19 protein-coding genes are annotated in these 26,587 nt (G+C 42.5%); 13 read left to right on the plus strand and 6 right to left on the minus strand.

Annotation, left to right across the window (positions count from 1 at the left end; genetic code table 11):
- Positions 1-4 precede the first annotated feature (4 nt).
- Complete coding sequence (locus tag DUL71_RS01250; protein ID WP_114937432.1) at positions 5-5,176, minus strand: translocation/assembly module TamB domain-containing protein; 5,172 nt, start codon at positions 5,174-5,176, stop codon at positions 5-7.
- 212 nt (positions 5,177-5,388) lie between these two features.
- Here DUL71_RS01250 and dnaE point away from each other — a divergent pair, with 212 nt between their 5' ends.
- Both dnaE and DUL71_RS01260 read left to right on the plus strand, forming a co-directional pair.
- The gene (dnaE, locus tag DUL71_RS01255; RefSeq protein WP_114936385.1) at positions 5,389-8,973 is read left to right on the plus strand and encodes a DNA polymerase III subunit alpha; all 3,585 of its coding nucleotides are present in this window, start codon (positions 5,389-5,391) and stop codon (positions 8,971-8,973) included.
- Between the two features lie 12 nt (positions 8,974-8,985).
- Positions 8,986-9,186, plus strand: a complete 201-nt coding sequence (locus DUL71_RS01260) for an addiction module protein (RefSeq protein ID WP_114936386.1) — start codon at positions 8,986-8,988, stop codon at positions 9,184-9,186.
- 290 nt (positions 9,187-9,476) lie between these two features.
- Here DUL71_RS01260 and DUL71_RS01265 read toward each other — a convergent pair whose 3' ends face one another.
- Entirely contained in the window at positions 9,477-9,887 is a 411-nt protein-coding gene (locus DUL71_RS01265; RefSeq protein WP_114936387.1) for a winged helix-turn-helix transcriptional regulator, read from the minus strand.
- Positions 9,888-10,019: 132 nt separating this feature from the next.
- On the opposite strand from DUL71_RS01265, the gene DUL71_RS01270 reads away from it, so the two are divergent.
- The 3 genes from DUL71_RS01270 to DUL71_RS01280 all read left to right on the plus strand — a co-directional run bounded on the left by DUL71_RS01270 (position 10,020) and on the right by DUL71_RS01280 (position 12,621).
- The gene (locus DUL71_RS01270) at positions 10,020-10,784 is read left to right on the plus strand and encodes an SDR family oxidoreductase (RefSeq protein ID WP_114936388.1); all 765 of its coding nucleotides are present in this window, start codon (positions 10,020-10,022) and stop codon (positions 10,782-10,784) included.
- Positions 10,785-11,273: 489 nt separating this feature from the next.
- A complete protein-coding gene (gene trxA, locus DUL71_RS01275) occupies positions 11,274-11,594 on the plus strand; it encodes a thioredoxin (RefSeq protein ID WP_090531998.1) in 321 nt (106 codons plus the stop codon).
- Positions 11,595-11,700: 106 nt separating this feature from the next.
- Positions 11,701-12,621 carry a DUF58 domain-containing protein gene (locus DUL71_RS01280; protein ID WP_114936389.1) on the plus strand — a complete coding sequence of 307 codons (921 nt, stop codon included), beginning with the start codon at positions 11,701-11,703 and terminating at the stop codon, positions 12,619-12,621.
- A 124-nt stretch (positions 12,622-12,745) separates the two neighbouring features.
- Here DUL71_RS01280 and DUL71_RS01285 read toward each other — a convergent pair whose 3' ends face one another.
- Together DUL71_RS01285 and DUL71_RS01290 are read right to left on the minus strand one after the other, a co-directional pair.
- Positions 12,746-14,065 (minus strand): sensor histidine kinase, encoded by a 1,320-nt coding sequence (locus tag DUL71_RS01285; RefSeq protein ID WP_114936390.1) that lies wholly within the window; start codon positions 14,063-14,065, stop codon positions 12,746-12,748.
- Positions 14,066-14,078: 13 nt separating this feature from the next.
- Entirely contained in the window at positions 14,079-14,756 is a 678-nt protein-coding gene (locus DUL71_RS01290; RefSeq protein WP_091221836.1) for a response regulator transcription factor, read from the minus strand.
- Between the two features lie 199 nt (positions 14,757-14,955).
- Between DUL71_RS01290 and DUL71_RS01295 the strand changes: the two genes are divergently transcribed.
- Positions 14,956-16,416 (plus strand): glycoside hydrolase family 130 protein, encoded by a 1,461-nt coding sequence (locus DUL71_RS01295; RefSeq protein WP_114936391.1) that lies wholly within the window; start codon positions 14,956-14,958, stop codon positions 16,414-16,416.
- 318 nt (positions 16,417-16,734) lie between these two features.
- A complete protein-coding gene (locus tag DUL71_RS01300; protein WP_114936392.1) occupies positions 16,735-17,403 on the plus strand; it encodes a hypothetical protein in 669 nt (222 codons plus the stop codon).
- Here DUL71_RS01300 and DUL71_RS01305 read toward each other — a convergent pair.
- Positions 17,400-18,080: a phosphatase PAP2 family protein gene (locus DUL71_RS01305; protein ID WP_114936393.1), complete on the minus strand. Its 681-nt coding sequence runs from the start codon at positions 18,078-18,080 to the stop codon at positions 17,400-17,402. The genes DUL71_RS01300 and DUL71_RS01305 overlap by 4 nt on opposite strands.
- Positions 18,081-18,159: 79 nt before the next feature.
- Between DUL71_RS01305 and DUL71_RS01310 the strand changes: the two genes are divergently transcribed.
- Together DUL71_RS01310 and DUL71_RS01315 are read left to right on the plus strand one after the other, a co-directional pair.
- Positions 18,160-20,094, plus strand: coding sequence for an amino acid permease (locus DUL71_RS01310; RefSeq protein WP_114936394.1), 1,935 nt, complete (start codon positions 18,160-18,162; stop codon positions 20,092-20,094).
- Positions 20,095-20,101: 7 nt separating this feature from the next.
- Positions 20,102-20,515, plus strand: coding sequence for a DUF5655 domain-containing protein (locus DUL71_RS01315; RefSeq protein WP_244228675.1), 414 nt, complete (start codon positions 20,102-20,104; stop codon positions 20,513-20,515).
- 179 nt (positions 20,516-20,694) lie between these two features.
- Here the strand turns inward: DUL71_RS01315 and DUL71_RS01320 are convergent, their stop codons facing one another.
- Positions 20,695-22,644, minus strand: coding sequence for a KUP/HAK/KT family potassium transporter (locus DUL71_RS01320; protein WP_114936395.1), 1,950 nt, complete (start codon positions 22,642-22,644; stop codon positions 20,695-20,697).
- 269 nt (positions 22,645-22,913) lie between these two features.
- Here DUL71_RS01320 and DUL71_RS01325 point away from each other — a divergent pair, with 269 nt between their 5' ends.
- The 4 genes from DUL71_RS01325 (at position 22,914) to bcp (ending at position 26,538) form a co-directional block, all read left to right on the plus strand.
- Positions 22,914-23,357 (plus strand): T9SS type A sorting domain-containing protein, encoded by a 444-nt coding sequence (locus DUL71_RS01325; protein ID WP_161964353.1) that lies wholly within the window; start codon positions 22,914-22,916, stop codon positions 23,355-23,357.
- A 368-nt stretch (positions 23,358-23,725) separates the two neighbouring features.
- Positions 23,726-24,337, plus strand: coding sequence for a fumarylacetoacetate hydrolase family protein (locus tag DUL71_RS01330; RefSeq protein WP_114936397.1), 612 nt, complete (start codon positions 23,726-23,728; stop codon positions 24,335-24,337).
- Between the two features lie 2 nt (positions 24,338-24,339).
- Positions 24,340-26,061: a M23 family metallopeptidase gene (locus DUL71_RS01335; protein ID WP_114936398.1), complete on the plus strand. Its 1,722-nt coding sequence runs from the start codon at positions 24,340-24,342 to the stop codon at positions 26,059-26,061.
- A gap of 15 nt (positions 26,062-26,076) precedes the next feature.
- A complete protein-coding gene (gene bcp, locus DUL71_RS01340) occupies positions 26,077-26,538 on the plus strand; it encodes a thioredoxin-dependent thiol peroxidase (protein ID WP_114936399.1) in 462 nt (153 codons plus the stop codon).
- Positions 26,539-26,587 lie beyond the last annotated feature (49 nt).

A 26,587-nucleotide genomic window follows, 5' to 3' on the forward strand; every position in this document is an offset into this window, starting at 1 on the left:
GGGCTTAGTTTGAAGTGGTTTGCGGTTTGTTGTCCTGTTGCTGCTGCATGTTCTTTTGCTCCAGCGCTTTATCCGCCTCGTCCTGTTTTTCTTTTTTCTCTTTTTGTTCCTGCTGATACTGGCGGCGCAACCTGCGTTCTTCAGGGGTACGCTTGCGGAAGATCTCCCTGAAACGGTTATAGTCAACAGTTAGGGTAAAGCCTACGCCGGTTTCAATGATCTGGCCTTGTATCACTATAAATTCGTCGCGGCGGTAGGCGCGCAGGGTGTAACGGCCATCCTTGCTTAATTTATAGGCTATAGATACGTCGCCGGCAATGTTTGATGCTTTTTGCCCTGGTTGATTACCTTCCAGGTTAAAGTTATTGCCCACGCTAACCGTCAACCGGTCGCTCAGGAAACGTTTGGATAAGCCTACGTTCAGATCGGTACGATTGGTTGCCGTTCCCGACGAATAATCTTCACCAGATGTTAAGCCAAAATTAAGGTCAACGCCCGAGATCAGGCTACCTGCCAAACGGTTCAACTGATCGGACAATAAGCTACTTACGCTATTACGAATAGTACCTTCTATAGATGTACCCGCTCCCTGGCTCTGCAGCGGGTTATCGCCGATAAAGTGGCCCAATACTAAAACACCCAGTACTTGTTTGTTAAGCTCGTTAGGATCCTGCCGTATCTGGGTAAGGCGTGTATTTACGGTGCTCACCACATCTGATGATACCGAATATGTGCTATCAGGCAGTACAATATCAAAACTGATATTTGGTGTAAGCAGCTGATCTTTCAGGTTCAGATTAACATTAAAAGGCAGTTTTTGCTTGTACATCGTACTGTTCTGCGCATCCGAAAGCTGGTTGGCTACCAGGTCTATCGGCGGTACATTGGCTACATAAATAGCGGTAAGGTCGATATTGGCACTGGTTGGGTCGCCCGTCCAGACTATGGTACTGCCTTGTTTAAAGTTAAAAGTACGTTTAACTGTGGCATAAGCCAGGTTATATGATCCCGAGTTAACTACATAAGTACCGGTAAGGTTGATCTTGCCGCTTGGGTCGATACCGCCATTTAAGTTGGCTTCACCCTTCAGATGTACAATATCGCCGTTACGCTCATCAACCACAATGGTAAACGCGGCGTTTTTATTTACGGTGATGGTAGCCGATACATCAAGGCCTGTAACATCCGATTTTTTGAGCGAGTCCAGTTGTCTTGCCAATAGGATAGAGTCCATTTTTGGCGCGTCTTTATCAATAAAATCAACCACACCTTTACGGTCTTCAACCGCCGGGTCATTGGTTGGCAGCACAAAGGTCATATCGGTTTTATCGTTCACGGTGAGGTTAGCATCAACAACCGGCTTGGCCATATTACCGCGGATCTTGATGCGGGTATCTACATAAAGCTTACCATAATAAAGTTTATTATCAGCTTCGGTAGAGTTGGTAACCCTGAAATTATCGGCATTGATATCCATGCCAAAGGCAAAGTCGGTGTAGGTTTTGGTGTAGATGCTGCCGCTAACCACCGCCTTGTTGCCGGTCGAGTCAACTAAAGTAAAATCATTAAAACGGATACCCTCGTTGTTGAACGTAATGCTTTCCTGTGGCATCCTGAAGTAGGAGTTGAGCATGGCCACATTGAAGCCCACCTTATTAAAGTTAATATCACCCCGAACGGATGGCGCTGTGGTGGTACCCGATATTTTAAGTGCCCCGGTAATATTACCGGTGGCGTTACGCAAACTGCCAAAGCTGAAACCTTCAATACTCTTCATGCTTAGGTTCACAATATTCAAATCGAGGTCAAAGCGGCTTTCGGGCGAAGTATAGTAAGTGCCGTTTAGGTCAACCTGGTTGCCTTTGCCGGTGATGCTCATTTGGGCGGCGTAGGCGTTTTCGGTTTGGTTATTTACTTTGAGGGCGATGTTACCTACAGTATCGCCTTTAAAGTTAAAATCATTAACGTTGATGGCGGCAGTAAACACCGGTGAGGCCTGGAAATTACTTACCGTAGCATCGCCGTTGATGGTACCGCCTACCTGTAACGAATCCTGCTTGGCCATTTTGGTAAGTGCCTCGATATGGAAGTTGTTGAATTTGATATTCAGCGGACTGTTAAACTCCTGCGTACTGCTGTTAACGCTAAGCACCTGGTTGCTGTTTGTAATGGTAAAATTATGCGCCAGGATCCCTTTTGGCCCGTATTGTAAAAAGTTATCATCGCTAACCGCCCATGGCAGGTAATCAAGCAACAGGCCATCTTTATTAAAGCTAAACTGGTATTCGTTTGGCAATAAGCTAAAGGTACCCGCTATACGGAAACGTTCTTTTTTGGCCGCATCGCGAATTTGTATGCTTACGCCCGCTTTGTTATCCTGTGCCGAACCGGAAATGCTGGTATATAACAGATCGACAGAGGAACCAACTTTAACTTCATCAACCGAGAAATTATAGTTAAGCGCGTTGTTGTTGGTATTGATATTAAGTGATGCCTTATTAACAGTGTTGGTGCCGTAAACCACTTTGGGTATCGAGCCTTTAACAATCAGCTCGCCGGTTTGGCTGTTGAAACTGCCGTTTAGTAAAACAGGATCGAGTTGTTTCAAGTCCGGAGCAAACTGGTTAAGCAGCGGGGTTTTAACCAGGCGGGCTTCAAACTTAAATTGTTGTGCATCGTATTTAACCACCGGCGCCGGCTTGGTTTTTACGGTTTTGCCGCCTTTGGTTTTTACCGCAACCTGCTGACCGCCTGCAATAGCGGTATTGAAATATTTATTGATCACATCCTGCAGGGCCGGGGCTATCTGGGTAAGTTTATACTTACCGGCCATATGGGCAGACATGATAGGGGTTTTCAGGCGCAATGTGCTGCTATCGGCGCTGGCCGTTGAGATCAGGCTGATGGTATCCATCTGGATCCGCTGGCCTTTGTTTACTACCAGCAGATCGGTTGCCTGGATGTTGGCATTCAGATAATCCGGATCGGCGGTTGGTACATCGGCCACAACTTTGCCATGAAAACGCATATCATCCTTTACAAAATTCAGGTTTTTAAGGTTGATGCTATCCACATTCAAAGTGGCCTTAACTGCCGGATATTTTTTATTAAGGTTAGCCTTAGCATCCAGGCTAAAGTTGATGTTAGGGGCTTTCATGGTGGCAACAGCGGTATAAGCGCCATTGCTCGATGTGCCTTTCATGACCAGGTTTTGATAGGTATAACCTTTCACGTATGCTTTAGCTACGTTACCGTTAAATGCTATGCTTGCCTTTTTAGGGTCGAGGCTGGTGCCTTTAACATTGGCGCTCATGGTAATGCGGCCAACCATTTGCGGTTGCTTGGTAAGCGCGCCAACATTTAGTTCGTTAGCTTTAATATTGGCGGTGTAAGTTGCCGCGTTTTTGTTTTGCCCATTCTTTAAAGCAGCTACCACATCAACCGCGCCATAGCTTGAGCGCAGGCTCATTTTGGTGTTAAAGGTGTACATGCTTCCTTTAAAGTTACCTTTAAGGTTCATTTTTTCGGGAATGCTTACGTTTGATGGAATGCTCCCGACAGGGGCCAGTTTATCTATATCGCTGCGACTGGTGCTGAAATCGGCAATGTTAACATCAAAGGTAGCCTTGTTTACATCGGGCAAACCTTTCATCTTTGCCGATGCCTTAATATGGGTACTGCTTAAGCCGGTAACTTCCAGATTAGGAATATCCAGGTTATCAACCTGCCCGCTTACTCTGCCGTTGATCTTAAACACCGTACCCGGCGATGATTTAAAAGGCTCCATACTCGCCATGGTAGGCATCAGCAATAAAACATCTTTCAATCCTAAACGACTGCCATCCAAATTGGCATTGATGCCAAGCGCGCCGATGTTTTTGGTGATGGCATCAATAGATGGGTAACGTACCTGAACCGATTTTTGCAGGGTGGTATTTGGCGTTTCCAACAACAGATCATTCATGTAGGCTGTAGTTGGCCCGTACAGGAACGCCGTATGGAATTTATTGATCTTTAAGCCGCTTTTTTCAGCAAAAGTAAAAGTGTTGATCTTGCCCGAAATGGTATCGGGACTGTAAGAGATATTTTCGGCTTCGGCGTTCAGGTTGCGGATATCCATGTGGCCAAAATCAAGGCCTTTGGGTATAGCCTTTTGCGCTTCGTTATCGAACTTAATGTTATCGTTAGTAAAGGTGACTTTACCAATGGTAGCCCGCCATGCCGATTTGGTAGGGGAGGATACCAGTGTATCCAGTTTTTTAACGGTTTTAACAACCTCTTTAACAACGGTTTTGGGCTTGGCTAAACTGAGCCCTGCTTTGGTATCACTTAATTCAATGTTTTTGATGCCTACCTTTTGGTTTTTCAGGTCGATCTTGTCCATCTCTACCAAAAATTTGCTGAGGTCTACTTTGGCGCCCATCTCCGCACTTTGGTAATCAACCTTGATTTTAGAGATATCGATCACCCCTAAATTCAGATCCATGTTAAGTGGAGTAGTTGCGGTATCAGGTGGTGGGATTGCTTTGGTTGGTGTTTGGATGATCCTGGCGTTAACGTCGCTCAGCGTGATTTTGGGTATGGTAAACTTCATTTTATCCATATCAAAATCCTTAACACGGGTATCAAAGTGCCCAAGCAAAAACTTAACATCGTTGCCGGTAATGGCGTCTTTATATTTTACGTTGATCTTATCGAGGATGATCTTATCAACAGAAAACTTCATAGTTGATGTGGTATCGGTAGGCTTTACCTCTTTCTTTTGTTCGCCAACAAAAGCTTTCATAATATAGTCGAAGTTGAACACGCTGTCGGCACCGCGGTTTACGTTGGCTGTGATGCCCTGCAGGTTTATCTCGTTTACTTCAACCTGGCTATGTAACAGCTTAAGCATGCTGATATCAACCTTTAATTTTTCGCCGGCAATCAGGGTATCTTTTTTCTGGTCTTCAAAATACACATCCTCCAAAACCAACAGCTTGGGCAAACCAAGGCTTATATGACCAATCTTAACCTTGGTATGTATTTTATTCTGTAAAAAAGTTACTGCTTTATCCTTCGCGAAGTTTTGAACAGCAGGTACCTGTATTAAAATTACTACAAGGATAACCAGCAGAACTACACTAACCAGTATCCAAAGTATCGTTTTAAGGGTTATTCGTAGTATTTTTTTCAATTGTATATGTATTTCAAAGGTGATGATAGGGTTGCTTAATATATGCAAATAACATGCTAAGTATAGCAGTTTGCTGTGTGTAGCTATATAATTTACAAAAGGGCGGGACCGGCTTTAATTAAAAATTTCCACAGCGCTATTTTTTAACAGTCTACATCCTTAACTTGTTTTAACTTTGTACCTCATAAAGATTTTGTTGAAACGGATTTACTATGCCTGATTTTTCTCACCTCCACGTACATACCCAATTCTCCCTGCTTGACGGTGCAGCCGATATATCCAAGCTGTATAAAAAAGCCGCTAAAGATGGGATGAAAGCCCTTGCTATTACCGACCATGGTAATATGTTTGGCGTATTTAAGTTTGTGGCCGAAGCCGGTAAACACAATGTGAAACCCATTGTAGGCTGCGAGTTTTACGTGGTTGAAGACAGGCATAAAAAACAGTTTACCAAAGAAAATAAGGACGTACGCCGCCACCAGCTGATGCTGGCTAAAAACCCTACAGGTTACAAAAACCTGGTTAAGCTATGCTCATTAGGGTATATGGAAGGCTTGTACAGCAAATGGCCACGTATTGATAAAGAATTAATCCTGAAATACCACGAAGGTATCATCGCTACTACTTGCTGTATTGGTGCATCAGTACCGCAGGCTATTTTAAAAGATACGCCCGAAAATGCCGAGAAGGAATTTAAATGGTGGCTTGATTTGTTTGGCGAGGATTTTTATATCGAGATTCAGCGCCATGAGATCCCCGAGCAGCAAATCATCAATAATGTGTTGCTCACCTACGCTAAAAAGTATAATGTAAAAGTGATCTGTTCAAACGATTCGCATTATGTGGATCAGCAGGACTCGAACGCGCACGATATTTTGCTTTGCGTAAACACAGGTGATATGCAAAGCACCCCGATAGCTACCGATGAAGAGGGTGGTAAAGGCTATCGTTTTGGTTTTCCTAATGATCAGTTTTATTTTAAAACCCAGGAGGAAATGGGACGGCTGTTCCATGACGTGCCAGAATCATTGGATAACACCAACGAAATTGTTGATAAGGTAGAGACGCTAAAGCTTAAGCGCGATATCCTGCTACCTAACTATATCATCCCCGACGAATTTAAAATTCACAATACGCCCGATGCAGATACCCTTAACCAATGGGAGTATCTGAAGCACCTTACTTTTATGGGTGCCAAGGAGCGCTATATAGATATTAGTCCGGAGACTGAGGAACGCATTAACTTTGAGTTGTTCACTATCCGTACCATGGGTTTTGCGGGATACTTCCTCATTGTGGCCGACTTTATCAGGGCAGGGCGCGATATGGGTGTATTTATTGGTCCGGGCCGTGGTTCGGCAGCCGGATCGGTGGTGGCTTATTGTACAGGCATTACCAATATCGATCCTATGAAGTATAACCTTCTGTTTGAGAGGTTCCTGAACCCCGATCGTAAATCGATGCCCGATATTGATACGGACTTTGACGATGCAGGCCGTCAGCGGGTTATTGACTACGTGGTTGATAAGTATGGTAAAAATCAGGTGGCGCAGATCATTACCTATGGTTCTATGGCTGCCCGTACCAGTATCCAGGACGTAGGCCGTGTGTTGGATATGCCGTTGGCCGACGTAAGTGCAATGAAGAAGTTGGTACCGGAAACCTTGGGTATCACCCTTAAAGATGCCATTGAGCAGGTTCCGGAACTAAAAGAAATCCTGAATGGTAATGACCTTAAGGCACAGGTACTGCGTGAGGCCGAAAAGTTGGAAGGGTCTGTACGTAACACCGGTGTACACGCCGCGGGTATCATCATTGCCCCATATGACCTTACCGATATTGTTCCGGTAGCTACAGCTAAAGACTCGGACTTGTTGGTTACGCAATATGATGGACGTGTAATTGAAGATGCCGGTGTAATTAAGATGGACTTTTTGGGTCTGAAAACCCTTACCATTATTAAGGACGCCCTGCGCATGATCAGGCAAAATCATGGTGTAGTGATAGATATTGACTACATTCCGCTTGATGACCTTAAAACTTATGAGCTTTATCAGCGTGGTGATACCAACGGTACTTTCCAGTTTGAAAGTGATGGTATGCAAATGTACCTGCGCGAGCTTAAGCCCGATAAGTTTGAAGACTTGATAGCCATGAACGCCCTTTACCGTCCGGGGCCGATAGAGTACATTCCTAACTTTATTTCCCGTAAGCACGGCCGCGAACCTATCGTGTTCGACTTGCCTGATATGGAAGAATACCTGGGCGAAACTTATGGTATTACCGTATACCAGGAACAGGTGATGCTTTTATCGCAAAAGTTGGCAGGCTTTAGTAAAGGTGATGCCGACGTTTTGCGTAAGGCGATGGGTAAAAAGCAGATTGAGGTACTGAACAAGATGGAGGCCCAGTTTATGGACGGGGCAGTTGCCAAAGGCCATCCAAAAGATAAGCTTACCAAAATCTGGACCGACTGGAAAGCGTTTGCCCAGTACGCGTTCAATAAATCGCACTCCACATGCTACGCTTTCGTGGCTTACCAAACTGCTTATTTAAAAGCGCACTATCCGTCAGAATATATGGCGGCGGTTTTGAATAACCAAAATAACATTGAAAAAATTACCTTCTTTATGGAGGAGTGCCGCCGCATGGGGGTTGAGGTTTTGGGGCCAGATATCAACGAATCGGACATGGCCTTTGCGGTGAACAAACGTGGTCAGGTACGTTTTGGTTTAACGGGTGTAAAAGGTGTGGGTGATAAAGCGGTAGAAAGTATTATTGAAGAACGTACCGCTAACGGCCCGTTTGAAACGGTATATGATTTTGCCCGCCGTTCAAATACCCGTAGCGTTAACCGTAAATCGTATGAAAACCTGGTGTACGGTGGCGCATTTGATGGTTTTGAAATCCCCCGTGCTAAGTTTTTTGCCAAAACAGAGTTGGGTACCCTGACCGGTGTCGAACGTCTGATCAAATATGCTAACGATTATCAGAATGTGCAAAGCAGTTCGCAGTCATCATTGTTTGGTGGTTCGGTAGCTTCGTATGTACCTGAGCCTGCTATGCCCGATGTTGAGGAATGGGCGCTGATAGAAAAGCTGAAGTATGAGAAAATGGTTATCGGGATCTATTTAACCGGTCACCCTTTGGATAATTATAAAGTTGAGCTGAAGCGTTTCTGTAATGCCAACATCAGCGACCTGAAACTGATGCAAAAGGCCCGCTCAGGCGAAGGCGGCGAAGACGTGACGGCGGCATTTAATGAGCTGCGCCGTCGTGGTGAGTTAAGGATTGGTGGCCTGGTATCAAGCGTTCAGCATAAAATGACAAAAACGGGTAAGCCATTTGGTACGTTTGTTTTTGAGGATTACAATGAATCGTACGAGTTTGCCCTGTTTGGCGATGACTATGTGAAGTTCCGTAATATGATGATGGAGGGCTACTTCCTGCACATTAAAGGAAACATCGAAGAAAAATTCCGTCAGAAGGATAACTGGGACTTGCGGATAGGGGTGATGGAACTGTTATCTGAAATGAGGGATAAGCTCACCAAATCATTAACGGTTTGTATTGATGTGAATATGCTCAACAGTAAACTGCTTGATGACATTCAGCATATGATAGATGATAATAACCAAAAGTACCCGGTAAAAAACTGCAAGCTCCGTTTCCAGATTAAGGACAGGGAAGAAGTGATGCTGGTAGAACTCTCATCCAAATCATTCAAAGTAAACCCAAGCGATGATTTTATGGCCGGGATACTGAGCTTGACTAATGAAGAGCCGGTGTTGAGTTAAAAAGTCTTTATTATGGGTGATAAGAAACAGATAGTACCGAAAGATCATTGGAACGACGAGGGTTTCTTAAACGAAATGCAATCAAGGGTTGATGATTATGAAAGTGGTAGGGTGAAAGGGATCCCATGGGAAGAGTTTAAGGCAAAAATTAGGAATCGCTCGAAAGATGAATCTTCTATAGTTAAACCTTTCTCAACTCGCGCTCGTTTGTAACCTGCCGTGTACCCACATCTTTTAATTATTATTATGAATAAAAGAAGATGTCATTTCGAACGAACCGGTGAGGGAATGTGCGGATGTGGTGAGGAGAAATCTTATACATCCAGCTCTAAACCATGTAAAACTGTTGTACAGGGCGTATAAGATTTCTCTTTCGCCCCCATGCTTAGGCCTGCCCTGCTCTATCGAAATGACATTTTTTTATTAAAAACTTATGGGTGCACGGTATGTTTGTAACGAGTGCGTAGCCTGGGTTTGCGTTTACAACGCAACGAGCGCAAGCCTTATACACTTTCCTTCACCACCTCATCATCCTGTTTCACCAAAGTATAACAAGTATAATCAGGTTGGATCACTTCGCCGTTGTCGTTAGTGATGGTCATGTAATGACTGCCCCATCTTTCGAGGGTATAAAATATGGATGATAGTTCCTGGCCGATGGGGGTAAGGGAGTACTCTACCCTTGGTGGCACTTCGGGGAAAATATGGCGGCTTACAATACCATCCTCTTCCAGTTCGCGGATCTGTTGTGAAAGCATCTTCTCGGTCATACCCGGAATGGCCCGGTTTATCTCGCTGTAGCGCTTCTGTCCGGATAATAATTGGTTTATTATACTCAGTTTCCACTTCCCGCTGATCACGCTCAGGGCCGCTGCCATGGTGCAGGAATGATCAGAATGTCTGTTTTTTGTCATAATGAAAAAGGCGATATATCGATTGCATCAAACCGGTCTATAACCTACCAAAAAGTACGTTCCGCACAAAATGGTGCATTCTTGACCAGCACCGTAACTCACTGTACCTTTGATGTATCAATAACAAAGATAATGAAAAAGTTACAAGGAAAAACAGCAGTAATAACAGGCGGAAACAGTGGTATAGGCCTGGCCACAGCACAGGAGTTCATTGCACAAGGTGCTAAAGTGATCATCACCGGCAGAAATCAAAACTCAATTAATGAGGCACTTGAAATACTTGGTGCTGATGCTAAAGGTGTAATTGCCGACAGTGGTGACATGAACCAGGTGAACCAATTAGGCGAAAAAGTAAAAGCCGTTGCCGAAAAAATTGACATTGTGTTTATTAATGCCGGTATCGGTCAGTTCAATTCAACCGAACAAATGAGCGAGCAGATGTTTGATGATATCATGAACATCAACTTTAAAGGGGCTTACTTCAGTATTCAGCAATTATTGCCTTTAATTAATGATGGTGGCTCTATCATCCTGAATACCTCAATAAACGCGCATATCGGTATGGCCGGTGCAACTGTTTACGCAGCAAGTAAAGCAGCTTTGCTTTCATTAGCTAAAAACATTTCAGCCGAGTTATTGCCACGTCGTATCAGGGTTAACTCTGTAAGCCCCGGCCCGGTTGTAACACCTTTACATACTGCCGATAAATTAGGCTTAACCCAGGAACAATTTGAAGGTATGGGCGCCGAACTGGTAAAGCAAATTCCGATGGGCCGTTTTGGTTTAGCAGAGGAGATTGCTAAAACAGTTACCTTCTTCGCCTCAGACGATTCAACCTTTATAACTGGTGCCGAACTAATTGCTGATGGTGGTATGGCCACTTTAAAAGGTGCTTAATTAATAAAAGAGAATATTTGTCCGGGTCCTCACAAATTTGGGTAATGTGAGCGTTGTTATTGAGGACACGGACAATTTATTAACTGATGACCGGCGGCTGTAGCTTCCGGTCATTTTTTGTTGTCTGAACTCGAATTTTAAGGAATCGAACGAATTAGCAGAATAAAAGTCCAATTCAATAAATTCAAATAATTCTTTAAAATTCGGGTTCAGACATCAACATATTGTACATCCGTAATGTTAATTAATACCCCCAATGTTAAAAAGTAACCCGCCGCTACAGTTGTAAATATGCTCCGGAAACAGGTTATTTGTGTAAATACGTCATGTCGCAAAGTGGTATTTTGAGGTGCAAATGCGACAAATGGTCATACATGCGTTAACTGCGCGTATTATAATAATATAATTGTCACAATGTCAGTAACGCACTTGTGGCAAGCAATTTGAATAGCATATATTTGTAAGTACAAAATTTAAAAAATAGAAATCATGGCTTTAGAAATAACTGATGCAAACTTTGACGAGCTTGTCCTGAAATCAGACAAACCGGTATTAATTGACTTTTGGGCAGAATGGTGTGGTCCGTGTAGGATGGTAGGTCCGGTAGTTGAAGATATTGCTAAAGAATATGAAGGCAAAGCTGTTGTTGGTAAAGTAGACGTTGACAACAACCCAGGTATATCTGTAAAATACGGTATCCGTAACATCCCTGCCTTATTGTTCTTCAAAAATGGCGAAATTGTGGATAAACAAATCGGTGCTGTGCCAAAATCAGTATTAACTGATAAACTGGTAAAACAGTTAGCATAACTCATAGATGCTTATTTGATGCTACGCGCTGTAGCATTAACACAACATATTTTAATGAAAAGCGTTGCAAAATTGCAACGCTTTTTTTATGTCCCTATATTAGCCTATGCCCAAATTAAACGAAGATCAGCAGATAAGGCAACTGGCCAATCTTGAATTACTGGCCCGGCAGGTAGTAGAAGGATTTATCACCGGCTTGCACCAAAGCCCTTTCCACGGTTTTTCGGTTGAATTTGCCGAACACCGTTTATACAACAATGGCGAGTCTGTCAAAAATATCGACTGGAAGTTGCTGGCCCGTACCGATAAATTGTTTGTTAAGCAATTTGAAGAGGAAACCAATCTGCGTTGTTTTCTGCTGCTGGATACTTCGTCGTCAATGAACTTTCCTGAAACGGGCACCAATAAGCTTCAGTTCTCGGTTTATGCTATTGCTTCGCTGATGTACCTGTTTAAAAAACAGCGCGACGCGTTTGGGCTTTGCCTGTTTTCGGATAAGATAGACTGGATCAGCGCGGCTAAATCAACCACTACGCACCTGTTTTATTTATATGCCGAGTTGGAAAAAATGTATGGCAGTCCCAAGGTAAATACTCAAACCAATATTACCAACGTACTACATCATATAGCCCAGGAAATTCACCAGCGTTCATTAGTGATTGTTTTTAGCGATATGTTGGAGAATAATCTGGACGTCGAGAAACAGCAGGCTTTATTTGCTGCTATTCAACATTTGAAGTTTAATAAACACGAGGTGGTGATCTTCAATGTTACCGATAAGCAAAAGGAACTGGAGTTTAATTTCGATAACCGTCCGCATCATTTTGTAGATATTGAAAGCGGCGAAGAGCTAAAAGTAAACCCTGCCCGGATCCGCGACGCCTATAAAGCATCATTAAAAGAATACCGTCATCAGTTGGAGCTCAAGTGTGCTCAATATCATATCGACCTGGTTGACGCCGATATTCATGAAGGTTATCAGCATATCCTGAACACCTACCTGGTTAAGCGCAATAAGATGATATGAATGGATTATTTCAACAAAAAAGGCCATCTCCATCGGGGAAACAGCCTCTATAGTTAAATAGGGGATCTACTTATAAAATAAACTTTGTAAAGGTATTGATACAATGTGAAGATTAGGTGAAGCCTTATTCCCTCTGAAAGATGAGGTACACACTTGTACCCTTGTCTTTCATCGAATCTATTTTTACCCTGATGTTGTGGAATGTGGTGATACTTTTTACGATAGCTAAACCCAGGCCATAGCTTTCCTTTTCTTCGGTCTCAAACTTTTCAAAACGGTTAAAAGCGTTTTCAATCTGCTGCTGATCCATGCCGGCGCCGGTATCGGTGATTTCCAGTATGTAAACGTCTTCCTTTAATTCGTCGGCAATAGTAATGCTGCCTTTGGGCTTGTTATACTTGATAGCATTATTAATGAGGTTAAACAGCAAAGTATGCATCAACGGGCGGTTACCCATAAGCGAATAAATGTATTTGATGTTGTTGTTAAAAATAAGGTGTCTTTCTTCCAGTCGGTCCTCCAGTTCCTCCTCAATCTCCATAATTACACCGGCTATCATCACCACATCGGTTTTTGCATACTGATTGTTTTCAACTTTTGATATCAGCAAAAGGCTGTTAATGATAGATTTAAGCCGGTTTAACGTTTTCAGCGAAGCGTGCATTTTGTTTTCGCTGGCTTCGCTAAGCTCTTCCTGTAGCAAGATATTCTCCAGTCGGGAACTGATAATTGATATAGGCGTAAGCAGCTCATGTGATACATTAGCAATAAACTGTTTTTCGAGACTGAACAGGTTACTGATCTTTTTCATCAACGTGCTGATGCTATCGTCAAGCAGCTCGAAATCCTGTGTGGTTGTCTGGATTTTTTCGTAATCAAAGTTCATGGGGTCATTTACCTTGATCAGTTTGCGGTCAATGATCTTATAAAACGGAGCAAGCAGGAATTTGGTAAACACCAGGTCACTTACCAAAGTAAGGGCAAGTGCTATTACCAGTGTTAAGAGTGTAAACCTTTTTATGATTGATTTTAACTCTTCAATGGAAGTAATAGCAACGCCAATTTCAAGCAGATAAGTATGATTGTTGAAATTAAACTGATGGGTTAGTATGCGATATGTTTGCGTAACCTGTTCGCTTGTTCGGGTTTCGGTTGTAAATCTCGCGGCCTGGGTTTCTGTGGGTTGAAACTTAACCGGTTTAATTATAATGAACTCCTCTTTTAATATATTATAATCAGTATAGGGTTTTTGATCTGAAAGTTTACTATTGATTTCTTTTGAGCTCAGGTTTTTGAGCGTTTCGCGTTCATTCTCCTCAAGCCTCAACTCTACGTGGTCATAAGAAATCTTCTCGATAGAAAGCAGGATAAGCAGGCCCGTAAAAAGTATAATGGCTAATTTGGTTAGGGTATTATAAAGGGCCAGTTTTACCTGTAATTTCATAAGGTTTTTTGTTTCAGATGTTGATGCGATAACCGATGCTTCTCACAGTTTCAAACCAGTCGATAGGGATATATGCCGACAGCTTTTTGCGCAGGTTTTTAACATGCACATCCACAAAGTTTGAGTCGGAATTGATTTCCAGTACATCGCCCCAAACGTGTTCAGTTAAGTTAGTACGTGATATTACACGGTTTTTATTTAAAACCAGGTAGTTAAAGATCTCAAATTCTTTTTTAGTGAGCGCTATCCGTTCGTCGTTATAGGTAACGGTGCGGTTTTGGATATTGATCTTTAAGCCTTTTACATTGATATCATTACTCTCCAGGCGGTGCTTGCGGCGGGTAATGGCGTGCATGCGCGCCAGTAGCTCGTTGAGAGAAAATGGTTTTGCCAGGTAATCGTCGGCGCCTTGTTCAAGGCCCGATACCCGGTCGTCAACAGCACCGCGGGCCGTGAGGATGATCACAGCATCTTCGCGGTTGTTCATGCCTTTCAGCATTTTAAGCAGATCGAAACCATCGCCATCGGGCAAACCGAGGTCGAGCAGGATAAAATCATAATTGTTTACGAAGATTTTTTCAGATGCCGACTTTTTAGTTCGGGCATGTTCAACGGTAAAACCTTCATGGCTTAAAAATTCATCAACTTCAAGCGCAAGGCCTTTTTCGTCTTCAACAATTAACACGTTCATAACTGTGCATTCAAAATGGGTTACAGGATCGGGATTGTTCACGGCAGGCAAAATACCGTACCGAAGATTAACAAACCATGAAGATAGGCTTTTATCACGGCCCGTGGAATGTCATTTTTTAAATGTTGCGTTTAAATTAAAAAAGCATAAATCAATTTACGCTAATTACTGTTACAATTAAAAGCTACCACTTCATCGTATGAGACTTTCTATCGAACGCAAACCCATCCGTGTAAATCCAGATCCGAAACGTGTAATTGCAAGGTTTTTTTTTAACGGAAACGACCGCGCTAAAGAAGTTATTGAGCGTGTGATGCTCATCAGCGAGGATGAGGCCTTCGGCATAGTATCGCCAATATTGCAGGAATACTCTAAAAGGCACCGTAATATCACCCGCGTACTAAACAGGCATTGCAGCAAACTCAAGCCCCTGTTTTTAGAACTGAATATTGATTTTGATACTTTAACGGTTAACCGTAAACTGCTCATCGGATCGTTTTTTACGCATGAATATTCTATCGAGTCAGCAGCGTTTTTTAATCCATCAATAATTGAAGATCCCGATCAGACCGAACTCGAAGACGGGCAGCGCCGGGTAATTATCAGTTTCAGGGCGGTAGGTGAGGGGCATATCTCATCCATTACCTTTCGCCGGGCCATGATTGATAAGGATAATAACATCAGCATACAACCCGCCGGAAGTTATATTGACGAAGCCGAAATTGTGCGGAACGCGGTTTACAATAAGAAACTGTTTTTTGAAAAGGCAGCCATTACGCAGATCAGCATTGATGTGATCAACGAACTGGAATCAAAGCTCGATCATCATTTTGAATATGCCAATCTGCGGCGGATTATCATGGATTCGCAACGATTACAGGAAAACGATATGAAGCGCCTCGAGTACGACAAAGTGCTATGGCTGGCCGATTCCTATTATGAAATTGTTTTTTCGCTGGATACAGATATTTCCGACAGGGTGATCTTCCCGATATCCGAGTATGAACGTAAGGGCATAGAGGACGCCCGTTTTGTGCAGTTTATCAACGATGATGGCAGCAAACTTTACTATGCTACCTACACCGCCTACGATGGCTCGCTGATTATGCCTAAACTGTTGCAGACAACCGATTTTTATAATTTTAAGATCATGCCTTTGTATGGTGCAGGCGCGCAGAATAAAAACCTCGCTCTTTTTCCGCGGAAGGTGAATGGCAAGTATGTGATGATATCGCGGATAGATGGTTGTAATAACTACATCATGTATTCGGATAAGATCAATATCTGGGAAAAGCCGGTGATGCTACAGCAACCAAAGTTTAGCTGGGAGTTTGTGCAGATAGGTAATTGCGGTTCGCCCATTGAAACTGCCAATGGCTGGATCATGATAACCCACGGCGTTGGCCCCATGAGGCGTTACGTGCTGGGGGCAACATTGTTAAAGCTTGATGATCCTGCTGTAGAGATAGGGCGTTTAAAAGAGCCACTACTCATCCCCACCAGCGACGAACGGGAGGGCTATGTACCAAACGTACTTTACTCATGCGGGGCAATAGTGCACAACAATAAACTCATTATCCCGTATGGCGTATCCGACTCTTCAACCGCCTTTGCCGAAGTATCCTTGGATGAACTATTGAATAAGCTGAAGGAAGTTTAAAGCCGAAAGCTGAAAGCTTTTATATTCTTTACAAGTCGCAGCTATCCACGTCAATCTATAAAATCCAGACTTACGAAGTTTTCAAAACTTCGTAAGTCTTCTGCATTGTTATTCATCCTGCAAAATCTCATTAGGTTTTTAAACTCATAATGACGTTTTTATCATTTAAACTTATGCCTCAAGAAAAAGCTTTGAGCCTTCTGCTTTAAGCTTTTTGTTTTTTTTATTAACTGTTGATTTTAAGTCATTTAGCTATCATTTGAAACTCATTATGTATTATTAGTTAAAACTTAATCTTCTTTTTTAAGTTAAATAAATATGAAAAAGATAATTTTAAGCTTAAGCATAATGCTGATTTCGCTTGCAGGTTTTAGCCAGGCACTTAAACCTGTAAAGATAGATAGCCTTGTTACTGTTTCATTACCGCAGGGCTTCACAAAAAAGGATACATTAGGTCAACAGATATACCAGGGTACCGGATCATTAGGTAATATTCTTGTTTTACGCGTACCAAACGCTAACAACAAACCCTTAAATAAAGAGAAAGACCTGAAAGATGTATTTAAAACCTACATCAATGGTATCCAGAAACAATCGGTTAATGGTAGTGTAATGTATCCGCGTGATACTACCATCGGCAAATTGGAAGGTAAAGTATTTACCCTGAGAATTGATAACAGCGGTTCAACAGGAGAGTCTCCTGAGTTAAGGAATTTTATCTTGCTATATACCCAGGATGCAACTTATACTTTTGAGTATAACTACCCCGAACAAAGGGCCGACCTTGCCAAGGCAGAACTGAAACAATTTTCAAGTTCTATTCAGATCGCACCAACTTTAGATCGTCGTGACCAGTATTTGTCTGACGCTAAAGGTATGTCTGCTCCAGCCAAAATAGGTATTTATGGTGGCGGCGCGGTCATCGTGCTGATCATTATATTAACCGTGATCAAACGTAAAAACAGGCAATTGGAAGCGGGAGTTTAATTAACAGCAGGGGCTTTCTTCAATAAATGGAGCAGGCCCCTGTTCCATTTGGCCGACTGGATGAATTGTTTACCATCAAGCCAGGTAAGCCAAAAAATAGTAACAAACACACCGATAGCCGAGCCTGCAAGTACATCCTCGTAAAAGTGCTCGGTTAGGTACATTCTTGAATAGCCAACCATAATGGCAACAAACAAGGCTGGGATTCCCCAGCCTTTGTTTTTACAAAGGTAAGTTATAACAAGTGCTGCCGAAAAAGCGCTCACCGTATGCCCGGAAGGGAAGCTGTATTTTTCCAGTATATAAACGCCCTCCACAGTATGCACCCTGCTCCACTGGCTTTCAAAGTAAAGCTTTGGTCGTGGTGCTATGTAAATGTATTTTAGGATCTGCGCAACTATAGATGTTATAGCATAACTTGATGCCAGCAGCAGCCAGCTGCGATAGCTGAACAGGAGCATAAAAAGCGACAATACTACGGCTGTGGTGCCATCTCCAATGTCTGTAACGTAGGGTTCAATGGCGTCAAGCCAGGGTTGGTTCCAACTGTTAACTGTGAAAAAAATAGTTTCACGGCTGTATAGCAGTTTGATAGTTAAGCAGGTAGCTAAGAGGATAAGGTAAAGGATAAAAAAAGGGCGGATCCTGTACAACACGTCTTTTATTCCTATCTTCATGCTGCAAAGTAAGCATATACTTATTCAATGCAAAAAAATGATTAATTTTGAGATTGATTAGACTTATTAATTAAACTACATGTCGAAAAGTATCTTTCGTAAAAAGTCAGTAGCGAAAATTTTAAATGATGTTGAGTGCGGTTTTAGTGATAGTGAGCATCCCGGTACAACATCATCCCAACTCAAAAAAGAACTTAATGTAAAAGACCTGACCCTCATGGGCATAGCGGCCGTTGTAGGGGCGGGGATATTTTCGACAATTGGGGAAGCTTCATTTCATGGTGGCCCCGCGGTTTCCATCTTATTTATTTTAACAGCCGTTACCTGCGGTTTTTCGGCTTTGTGTTATGCCGAATTTGCCTCGCGCATCCCGGTTGCGGGTAGTGCCTATACTTATGCTTATGCATCGTTCGGCGAGCTGATTGCCTGGATCATAGGCTGGGACTTATTAATGGAATACGCCATCGGAAACATTGCCGTAGCTATTTCCTGGAGCGAGTATTTTGTAAACCTGCTTGAAGGTTTTCATATCCACATGCCTAAGTTTTTAACTATGGACTATGTTTCGGCCTTACGTGGCCATGAGCAGGTTCTTGCCGCGGGCAAAAATCTGGCTGATATCAGTGATAAGGTAAAGTCAGAAGCGCTGGCCTGGGATCAGGCGCCGGGCTTTGGCAACTTTAAACTCATAGCTAATTTACCCGCCCTGTTAATTGTAATCATCATTACTTACCTGGTTTACGTAGGTATCCGCGAAACAAAAAAGGCTACCAATGCTATGGTGGTGCTCAAAATAGTGATCGTTATAGCGGTGATAGTGGTAGGCTTTTTTTACGTTACACCTGCCAACTGGCACCCTTTTATGCCTAACGGTTTCAGCGGTGTTATGAAAGGTGTATCGGGTGTATTCTTTGCCTATATCGGTTTCGACGCGATATCAACTACCGCCGAAGAATGCGAAAAGCCTCAGCGTGATCTGCCCCGCGGTATGATCTATTCACTCGTGATTTGTACGGTGTTGTACATTCTGATAGCATTGGTACTTACCGGTATGGTAAGCTATAAAGATCTGCAGGTTGGCGACCCATTGGCTTTTGTTTTCGCGAAGGTTGGTTTAAATAAAATAAGCTACGTGATCTCAATCAGTGCGGTTATTGCAACGGCCAGTGTATTGCTGATATTTCAGTTAGGACAGCCGCGTATCTGGATGAGCATGAGCCGTGATGGTTTACTGCCTAAAGCGTTTTCACGTATCCATCCAAAATACCAAACACCTGCTTTTGCTACTGTGGTAACCGGCTTTGTGGTTGCTATACCGGCGCTGTTTATGAACCTTACCGAGGTTACAGATCTAACCAGCATAGGTACCCTTTTTGCCTTTGTATTGGTTTGCGGCGGTGTGTTGCTGCTTCCCCGTCAGGAAGCAGAGAAAGGTAAATTTCACTTACCATATGTAAATGGCAAATTCATTGTGCCAATTCTTACGCTTATCATTTTGGGTTCGGTGGCTTATTTTAAGCCAGCTGCCCAGGTTGAAATGATGCAGTTTAAAAAGCTTAAGGACAGGAGCGACATTATTGACAATATGGATAACAATGACAAGCTAAGCCTGCTTAAAACTACTAATCAGCTTTATAATACCAACGTTGTTGCCCAGCCAGATTCCGCCAAAAAATATTTTAAAGATATAGAAGAAGATAAATTCAATACTGCGTTAAGGCAAACCAGTGATATCAGCGACGCCAAAAAGTACTATCTTGGTTTTGATGGTTTCCTTTACAATTTCCCTAACTATCTTTTCTTTATCCTGATCATCATCATCGCGGTTTATAGCTTTATCAAAAACTTCTCCCTGATCCCGGTTTTGGGGCTGATGAGTTGTTTTTATCTCATGACCGAACTCGGTTATACCAACTGGCTAAGGTTTTTAATTTGGCTGGTAATTGGATTGGTTGTTTACGGTACCTACAGCTATAAAAACAGCGCCTTGGGTAAAGAATCTGTAACCGCGTAAATATATCATGTGGACCTGCCCCTTATGCGAACGTGAATTTACAGCCACTAACCAGGTACACTCATGTCGCGACAGGGAATTATCAGAAGCGCTAAACGGTAAATCGCCGCATACCGTAGCTTTGTTTGATCATTTGGTTGATGAATATCTGCAGATAGGCCCCGTCAAAGTTTACCCCACCAAAAGCATGATAGCTTTGGGGGCGAGGGTAAACTTTGCTTATATCTCCCAATTAGGCAAAAACTTTATTGATGTGGTATTTCCCTTTAAACAGGCTTATGACGATAACCTGTGCTTCAGCAAGATAAAGCAGGTACCGGGCACCAATCAGTATAACCACTACTTCAGGATGTATTTTAAGGAAGATATTAATAACGAAGTACGGAAGTACATGCGAATGGCCTGGGAAATGGGCGCGTAGAAAAGCGACACTACCGCAGATGAAATTTTATGTCATTGCGAGCGAAGCGTGGCAATCGCACGGAAGCATAGCCGCCCTGTATAGCATGCGGTTGCTTCGTTACTCGCAATAACAAGTTAATTAATACCAAACAAAAAAACCTCCCGTTTCCGGAAGGCTTTCAATATTAAAAAGGCTGTTTAATTAACCCTGTGTATTTCAATTGCTTCAGGTATAGCAAGTACCAGGGGCACTTTTTCAACCGTTACAAAGCTCAGGTCGAGGCCGAAACCACGCTCCTCAGATAAACTTACTTTCTTAAGCTGCTTGTAGTAATCCATAATAAAGCGTTCAACAAACGACAGGTTATGCGAACGTGAGAAGATCTTCTCGATCACCACAAAACGGAAGTCGCCTACTATTTTGTGCTTGTTCAGCGATTTGTAGGTGCTGGTAATATCAACCTCGCCTTTTTTAACCAAGTCTTCCACTACTTTTCTGAATAGCAGGTTTATTTGCTGCTCAACACGGAAACCGAGCTTAAAGTCAATACGGATCAATTTATTTGGTACCAGGTGGTCAACTTCGTATTCGCGTTTGTAAGGCTCGTCCACAACGTCAACGTGTACCAGCCAGTAAACATCGGCACGTTTAGGTTGCTTTTGCAGTATTGAGTAAACAATTTTTGATTCAATTTCCGAATTGAAATTGGCGCTGGTTAAGTACACCAGTTGCGAGGCATATTTAGGCACGCTTTCGTCAAGGCTCAGCTCTGTTATAATATCGAAATAATCCTCAATCTCAACAAACTTAACATAGCGGTTCCTGATTTTACGGGCAGTATGCCATGTCCACATTACAGTGAACAGAACGAAGCCTATTGACAAGGTAAACCAACCACCATCTAAAAACTTATGCAGGTTACCGGTAAGGAAAGTACCTTCAATAAGCAGGTAAACCGCTAAAAAGGTATTGATGATATAATTAGGAACCTTTTTACGTTTCAGGAATTTAGATACCAGTATGGTGGTCATGAGCATGGCTACGGTAATACTTAAACCGTAAGCAGCCTCCATTTTGTCCGAATGTTTGAAGATGAGTACTACACCTAAACAACCGGCCCAAAGTAACCAATTAACGCTTGGTACATACAGTTGCCCTTTTTGTTCGGAGGGGTAATTGATCCTCACTTTTGGCCAAAGGTTAAGCCTTACGGCCTCGGCAATAAGTGTAAATGAACCCGATATAAGCGCCTGGCTGGCAATAATTGCAGCCACGGTAGCGATACCAATACCATAGATCAGGAACCATGACGGCATGATCTGGTAAAATGGATTGTTAGAGTTCAAATCCATCGTGTGGCCGTTGCGCTGTAATAGCCATACCGCCTGCCCCAGGTAGTTTAAGATCAAACATATTTTAACATACACCCAGCTTACACGGATGTTTGCTTTACCGCAGTGACCAAGGTCGGAGTATAGGGCCTCTGCACCTGTAGTACACAGGAACACGGCACCCAGTATAATAAACGCGCCATCACTTGAGCTTGAAGTAAGCAATTTAAATGCATAGTACGGGTTCAGAGAACGGATAACCCATGGATCGTGCACGATATAAGTAAGTCCCAAAACTCCCATCATAGTAAACCAAAGGAACATAATAGGCCCAAATGCTTTACCCACCAGTGATGTACCAAACTGTTGAATGATGAAGAGTACTGTAATAATGGCCATTACCACATATACAGTTGGTAAATTGGGGTAATAAGTTTGCAAACCTTCAATAGCCGATGATATGGTAATTGGCGGGGTAATGATACCATCGGCAAGCAAGGCACAACCGCCCACTACCGCGGGAACAATAAGCCATTTTGCTTTACGACGTACCAATGAGAACAGCGAAAAAATGCCACCCTCACCTTTGTTGTCGGCCCTTAGCGTGATTACCACATATTTTAAAGTGGTTTGCAGGGTTAATGTCCAGAAAATAAGCGAAACACCTCCAAGAATTAACGTTTCTGAAATTTGACGTTGGCCAACTATGGCCTTAAATACGTATAATGGGGAGGTACCAATATCACCGTAAATTATTCCTAAACTGATCAGGAAGCCAGCGGCCGACAGTTTATGCAGATCTTTATGATTTGACACTTTTATGATTTAGAGATGGCAAAAATATTAATTTTTTTGGTTAAACCATTATACTGATTAAACGTATAAGGAAATAATGTGTCTACAATACAATAAGGTTACACATTTTGTTAAAATTTGTTAAAAAGTTTTACAAAAACATTAATATTTAATGGGATGAGGGCATTATTTATACTTTTGTAGAATCATACTAAATAATGAGGCGGAATTTTACATATTCTTATGTTTACACGTATACGTGGATCGTGATGATTGCGATGGCAATTTTCATGAACTTCGCCTTTGTAGTTGATGGGCATACGCTAAAGTCTGATACCGTGTATCTTAGGGGTAAAACCAAGGGCGCCAAGACATCTTATTTAAAAAATGGCCTGCATCTTTCGCTTCCTCCGTTAAAACCTGCTGTTACTTCAAATGTTAAATTGAATGTATCAAGGCCAGATGACAAGCTGTTAAGTGATGTGCAGTTGTACCCAAATCCGGTTACCGATCAAATTAATCTTAAATACTCTATATCGCGCAATACCAACGTTACCATTAAAATAATGGATGTGTTGGGTAACGATATTTCCACCCTGTTTTCGCAAAGGGTTGAATCTGGCGATCATAATCTGAATTACCCTATCAGCAATAAGCTGGTGCGCGGTTTTTATTTTGTACGCGTAGTAGCCGGCACCGAATCTGTTATCAAAAGGATTTCGGTTATTAATTAAACACCCTTCATTTGTTAAGCTAATCAAAAAATAGCTGTTCGAAGTATTTGACTTCGAATTAAATATACGTGTAGTTTGCAACTAATAAAATTACTGTAGTCTGAAGACTACAGGCATAGTGGATCGAAGTCAGAGACTTCGATCTATGTTTGTGATATGATTAACGATATGGGTTATTCACCTTTCAGGCTGCCCCAGCGGGGCAAAAGGTTTGTAGCAATTGGATGGTTGGGTATTATCGCGTGCCATAGGTACGCAACTTTGCAACGTAAGTTTTACTTGAGGCAGGTCAAATAATTAATACAACATTACAAACGTTCTCCCAAACCCATCAAATTTTTTAGCTTTGGCGATTATAGCGTTCATTTATGAAAATTATTGCCATTGGCCGCAACTACGCCGAACACGCCAAAGAACTCAATAACCCGGTACCTACCACTCCGGTTATCTTCATGAAGCCCGACACAGCTTTGCTGAAAGAAAACAAGCCTTTTTATCATCCTGATTTTTCGGAAGATGTTCATCACGAAATAGAACTGGTTTTAAAGATCAGCAAGGAAGGCAAGCATATCAGCGAAAAATTTGCCGCTAACTATTACGAGGAAATTGGTTTGGGGATTGACTTCACCGCGCGCGATGTTCAGGCCCGTCATAAAGAAAAAGGATTGCCCTGGGAGTTAGCCAAAGCTTTTGATGGTTCGGCGCCTATCAGCAATTTTGTGCCTAAAAGCAAGTTTGAGTCGGTTTATGATATCAACTTTAAACTGGATATCAACGGCGAAACACGTCAGCAGGGCAATACCCGCGATCTGCTTTTCTCGTTCGAGAGCATCATCGCATTTGTTTCAAAATACATCACCCTTAAAAAGGGCGACTTAATATTTACAGGCACCCCACCAGGTGTATCAAAAGTAAAAATCGGCGACAGGCTTGAGGGATATCTTGAGGATGAGAAAATGCTTGATTTTTACGTTAAATAAGCATGATCAAAAAATTATTGGTTACAGGTGCAATGTGTTTGGCGCTTTATTCAAACACATTTGCACAGAATGATATTATACAAAGCAGGCAGTACCCGCAAAACTATTTCAGGTATCCGCTTGATCTTACACCTCCCACCACTGCCGGCTCATTTGGTGAGCTAAGGCCTTCGCATTTTCACTCCGGGTTGGATTTTAAAACCAATCAGCGTACCGGCTATCCAGTACATGCCGCTGCCGAAGGATATATATCACGAGTACGTGTGCAGTTTGGTGGTTTTGGACGGGCCATCTACATTACCCATCCTAATGGGTACACCACCGTTTACGGCCATTTGGAAAGTTTTAGCCCGGCGGTTATTGATCTGGTTAAAAAATACCAGTACGATCATCAAACCTATGAGGCCGATTTTAACCTGACGCCAACGCAGGTGCCGGTTAAAAAGGATGAGGTTGTGGCTATTTCTGGTAATGCAGGCGCATCGGCCGGTCCTCATGTGCACTTCGAAATTCGCGACAGTAAAACCGAGGAAACCATTAACGCGCAGTTGTTCGGGCTAACCATTCCGGATAAAGTACCGCCTACAATCACGGCTATCGGCATCTATCACCTTAACGGGAAACCTTTCAGCGAAAAAACTCCTAAGGAGTTTTTAGGAGTGACCGGTGCAGGCGGTAATTACCATCTTATTAAGCCGCAAACGCTGGAGCTAAGCGGCAATATCGGGTTTGGTATTAATACCACCGATATGAACAGCACATCGTTTAATCATAACGGTGTTTATTCCATCGAACTAAAACTGGACGGTAAAACGGTATACACCTTTGCTGTCGAGCGTTTCGCGTTTGATCAAACCCATGCCATCAACGCTTATATCGATTACCCAGCCTTCGAATCATCGCGAAGGTGGATGCAGAAATGTTTCATTCTGCCCGGAAGCCGCATTTCGCTGTATCCGCAATCGGTAAACAATGGCATTATTACATTTGATGACAATGCTATGCACGATGTTGAATATGTAGTGAAAGATGTTGCAGGCAATACATCATCGCTCAAGCTAAAAGTAAAATCTTCTCCGTTTACAAACCCTCAGCCTGTAAAACCTACCGGCACCATGTTTTACTATGATAAGCGAAGCGAGTTTAGCAATGATAAGGTGAAAGTGATCATTATGCCAGGTAATTTGTATGATGACCTGGATTTTCAATATTCGGCATCGGCAAAACCAGCAGGTGCTTATTCGGCCATGCACCATATCCATAACAGGTTAACGCCTATTCATGATAGCTATGAGATTTGGATTAAGCCGGATGTTGACCTCGGTAAGTATGCCGATAAAGCCGTTATTGTGAGCTCGTGGGGAGGCTGCCAGGGAGGTTATTTTAAGGATGGTTACGTGATATCGCAGGTGAGTGCCTTTGGCGATTATTATATTAAGGTAGATACAGTAGCACCGGTTATCCGTCCACTTAATATCAAAAACGGAAGCAATATGAAGGCTGCACGCAGTATTAACTTCAGGATGAGTGATAATTTATCAGGAATTAAAAGCTATACCGGCACCATTGACGGTAAATGGGTGCTAATGGAGCACGATTATAAAAGTAAAATATTAAGTTACACGTTTAATAACGATATTGCACCCGGTAAACACGTGTTTAAGTTGACTTTAGTTGATAACAAGAATAATTTTTCGGAATTTTCCGCCGATTTTTCCAGATAAGTACCTAAATAAAACATGACAACATTAAAAGAAGGCGATAAAGCACCCGCTTTTACCGCTAAAGACCAAAACGGTAAGGAAGTATCCCTTGCCGATTACAAAGGTAAAAATGTGATCCTTTATTTTTACCCAAAAGATGATACCCCAGGCTGTACCGCCGAATCATGCGATTTCAGGGATAATTATCAATCGCTTTTAAGCAAAGGGTATGAAGTAATAGGTGTAAGTACCGACGATGAAAAATCGCACAAAAAATTTGAAACCAAATACAGCCTGCCATTTACACTTATTGCCGATAATGAGCTTAAAATTGTTGAAGCTTATGGCGTTTGGGTTGAGAAGAATATGTACGGCAAAAAATACATGGGTACGGCACGTACTACATTCATAATTGATGCAGAAGGAGTTATTACGCACGTGATTAGCAAGGTTGATACTAAGGCCTCATCACAGCAGGTGCTTGATCTTGTAAAATAAGTGTTAAAAACACAATCATAATAGCTACTTTAGCAGTTCCTAAATTCCA

Origin of the sequence: Mucilaginibacter endophyticus (assembly GCF_003351025.1) — a bacterium.
Lineage (GTDB): Bacteria > Bacteroidota > Bacteroidia > Sphingobacteriales > Sphingobacteriaceae > Mucilaginibacter > Mucilaginibacter endophyticus.

What these genes read in the sequence shown, in the direction of transcription:
- dnaE (WP_114936385.1), top strand. Translation starts at nt 5,389, where the DNA reads ATGCCTGATTTTTCTCACCTCCACGTACATACCCAATTCTCCCTGCTT.
- DUL71_RS01260 (WP_114936386.1), top strand. Translation starts at nt 8,986, where the DNA reads ATGGGTGATAAGAAACAGATAGTACCGAAAGATCATTGGAACGACGAG.
- DUL71_RS01265 (WP_114936387.1), bottom strand. Translation starts at nt 9,887, where the DNA reads ATGACAAAAAACAGACATTCTGATCATTCCTGCACCATGGCAGCGGCC.
- DUL71_RS01270 (WP_114936388.1), top strand. Translation starts at nt 10,020, where the DNA reads ATGAAAAAGTTACAAGGAAAAACAGCAGTAATAACAGGCGGAAACAGT.
- trxA (WP_090531998.1), top strand. Translation starts at nt 11,274, where the DNA reads ATGGCTTTAGAAATAACTGATGCAAACTTTGACGAGCTTGTCCTGAAA.
- DUL71_RS01280 (WP_114936389.1), top strand. Translation starts at nt 11,701, where the DNA reads ATGCCCAAATTAAACGAAGATCAGCAGATAAGGCAACTGGCCAATCTT.
- DUL71_RS01285 (WP_114936390.1), bottom strand. Translation starts at nt 14,065, where the DNA reads ATGAAATTACAGGTAAAACTGGCCCTTTATAATACCCTAACCAAATTA.
- DUL71_RS01290 (WP_091221836.1), bottom strand. Translation starts at nt 14,756, where the DNA reads ATGAACGTGTTAATTGTTGAAGACGAAAAAGGCCTTGCGCTTGAAGTT.
- DUL71_RS01295 (WP_114936391.1), top strand. Translation starts at nt 14,956, where the DNA reads ATGAGACTTTCTATCGAACGCAAACCCATCCGTGTAAATCCAGATCCG.
- DUL71_RS01300 (WP_114936392.1), top strand. Translation starts at nt 16,735, where the DNA reads ATGAAAAAGATAATTTTAAGCTTAAGCATAATGCTGATTTCGCTTGCA.
- DUL71_RS01305 (WP_114936393.1), bottom strand. Translation starts at nt 18,080, where the DNA reads ATGAAGATAGGAATAAAAGACGTGTTGTACAGGATCCGCCCTTTTTTT.
- DUL71_RS01310 (WP_114936394.1), top strand. Translation starts at nt 18,160, where the DNA reads ATGTCGAAAAGTATCTTTCGTAAAAAGTCAGTAGCGAAAATTTTAAAT.
- DUL71_RS01315 (WP_244228675.1), top strand. Translation starts at nt 20,102, where the DNA reads ATGTGGACCTGCCCCTTATGCGAACGTGAATTTACAGCCACTAACCAG.
- DUL71_RS01325 (WP_161964353.1), top strand. Translation starts at nt 22,914, where the DNA reads ATGAACTTCGCCTTTGTAGTTGATGGGCATACGCTAAAGTCTGATACC.
- DUL71_RS01330 (WP_114936397.1), top strand. Translation starts at nt 23,726, where the DNA reads ATGAAAATTATTGCCATTGGCCGCAACTACGCCGAACACGCCAAAGAA.
- DUL71_RS01335 (WP_114936398.1), top strand. Translation starts at nt 24,340, where the DNA reads ATGATCAAAAAATTATTGGTTACAGGTGCAATGTGTTTGGCGCTTTAT.
- bcp (WP_114936399.1), top strand. Translation starts at nt 26,077, where the DNA reads ATGACAACATTAAAAGAAGGCGATAAAGCACCCGCTTTTACCGCTAAA.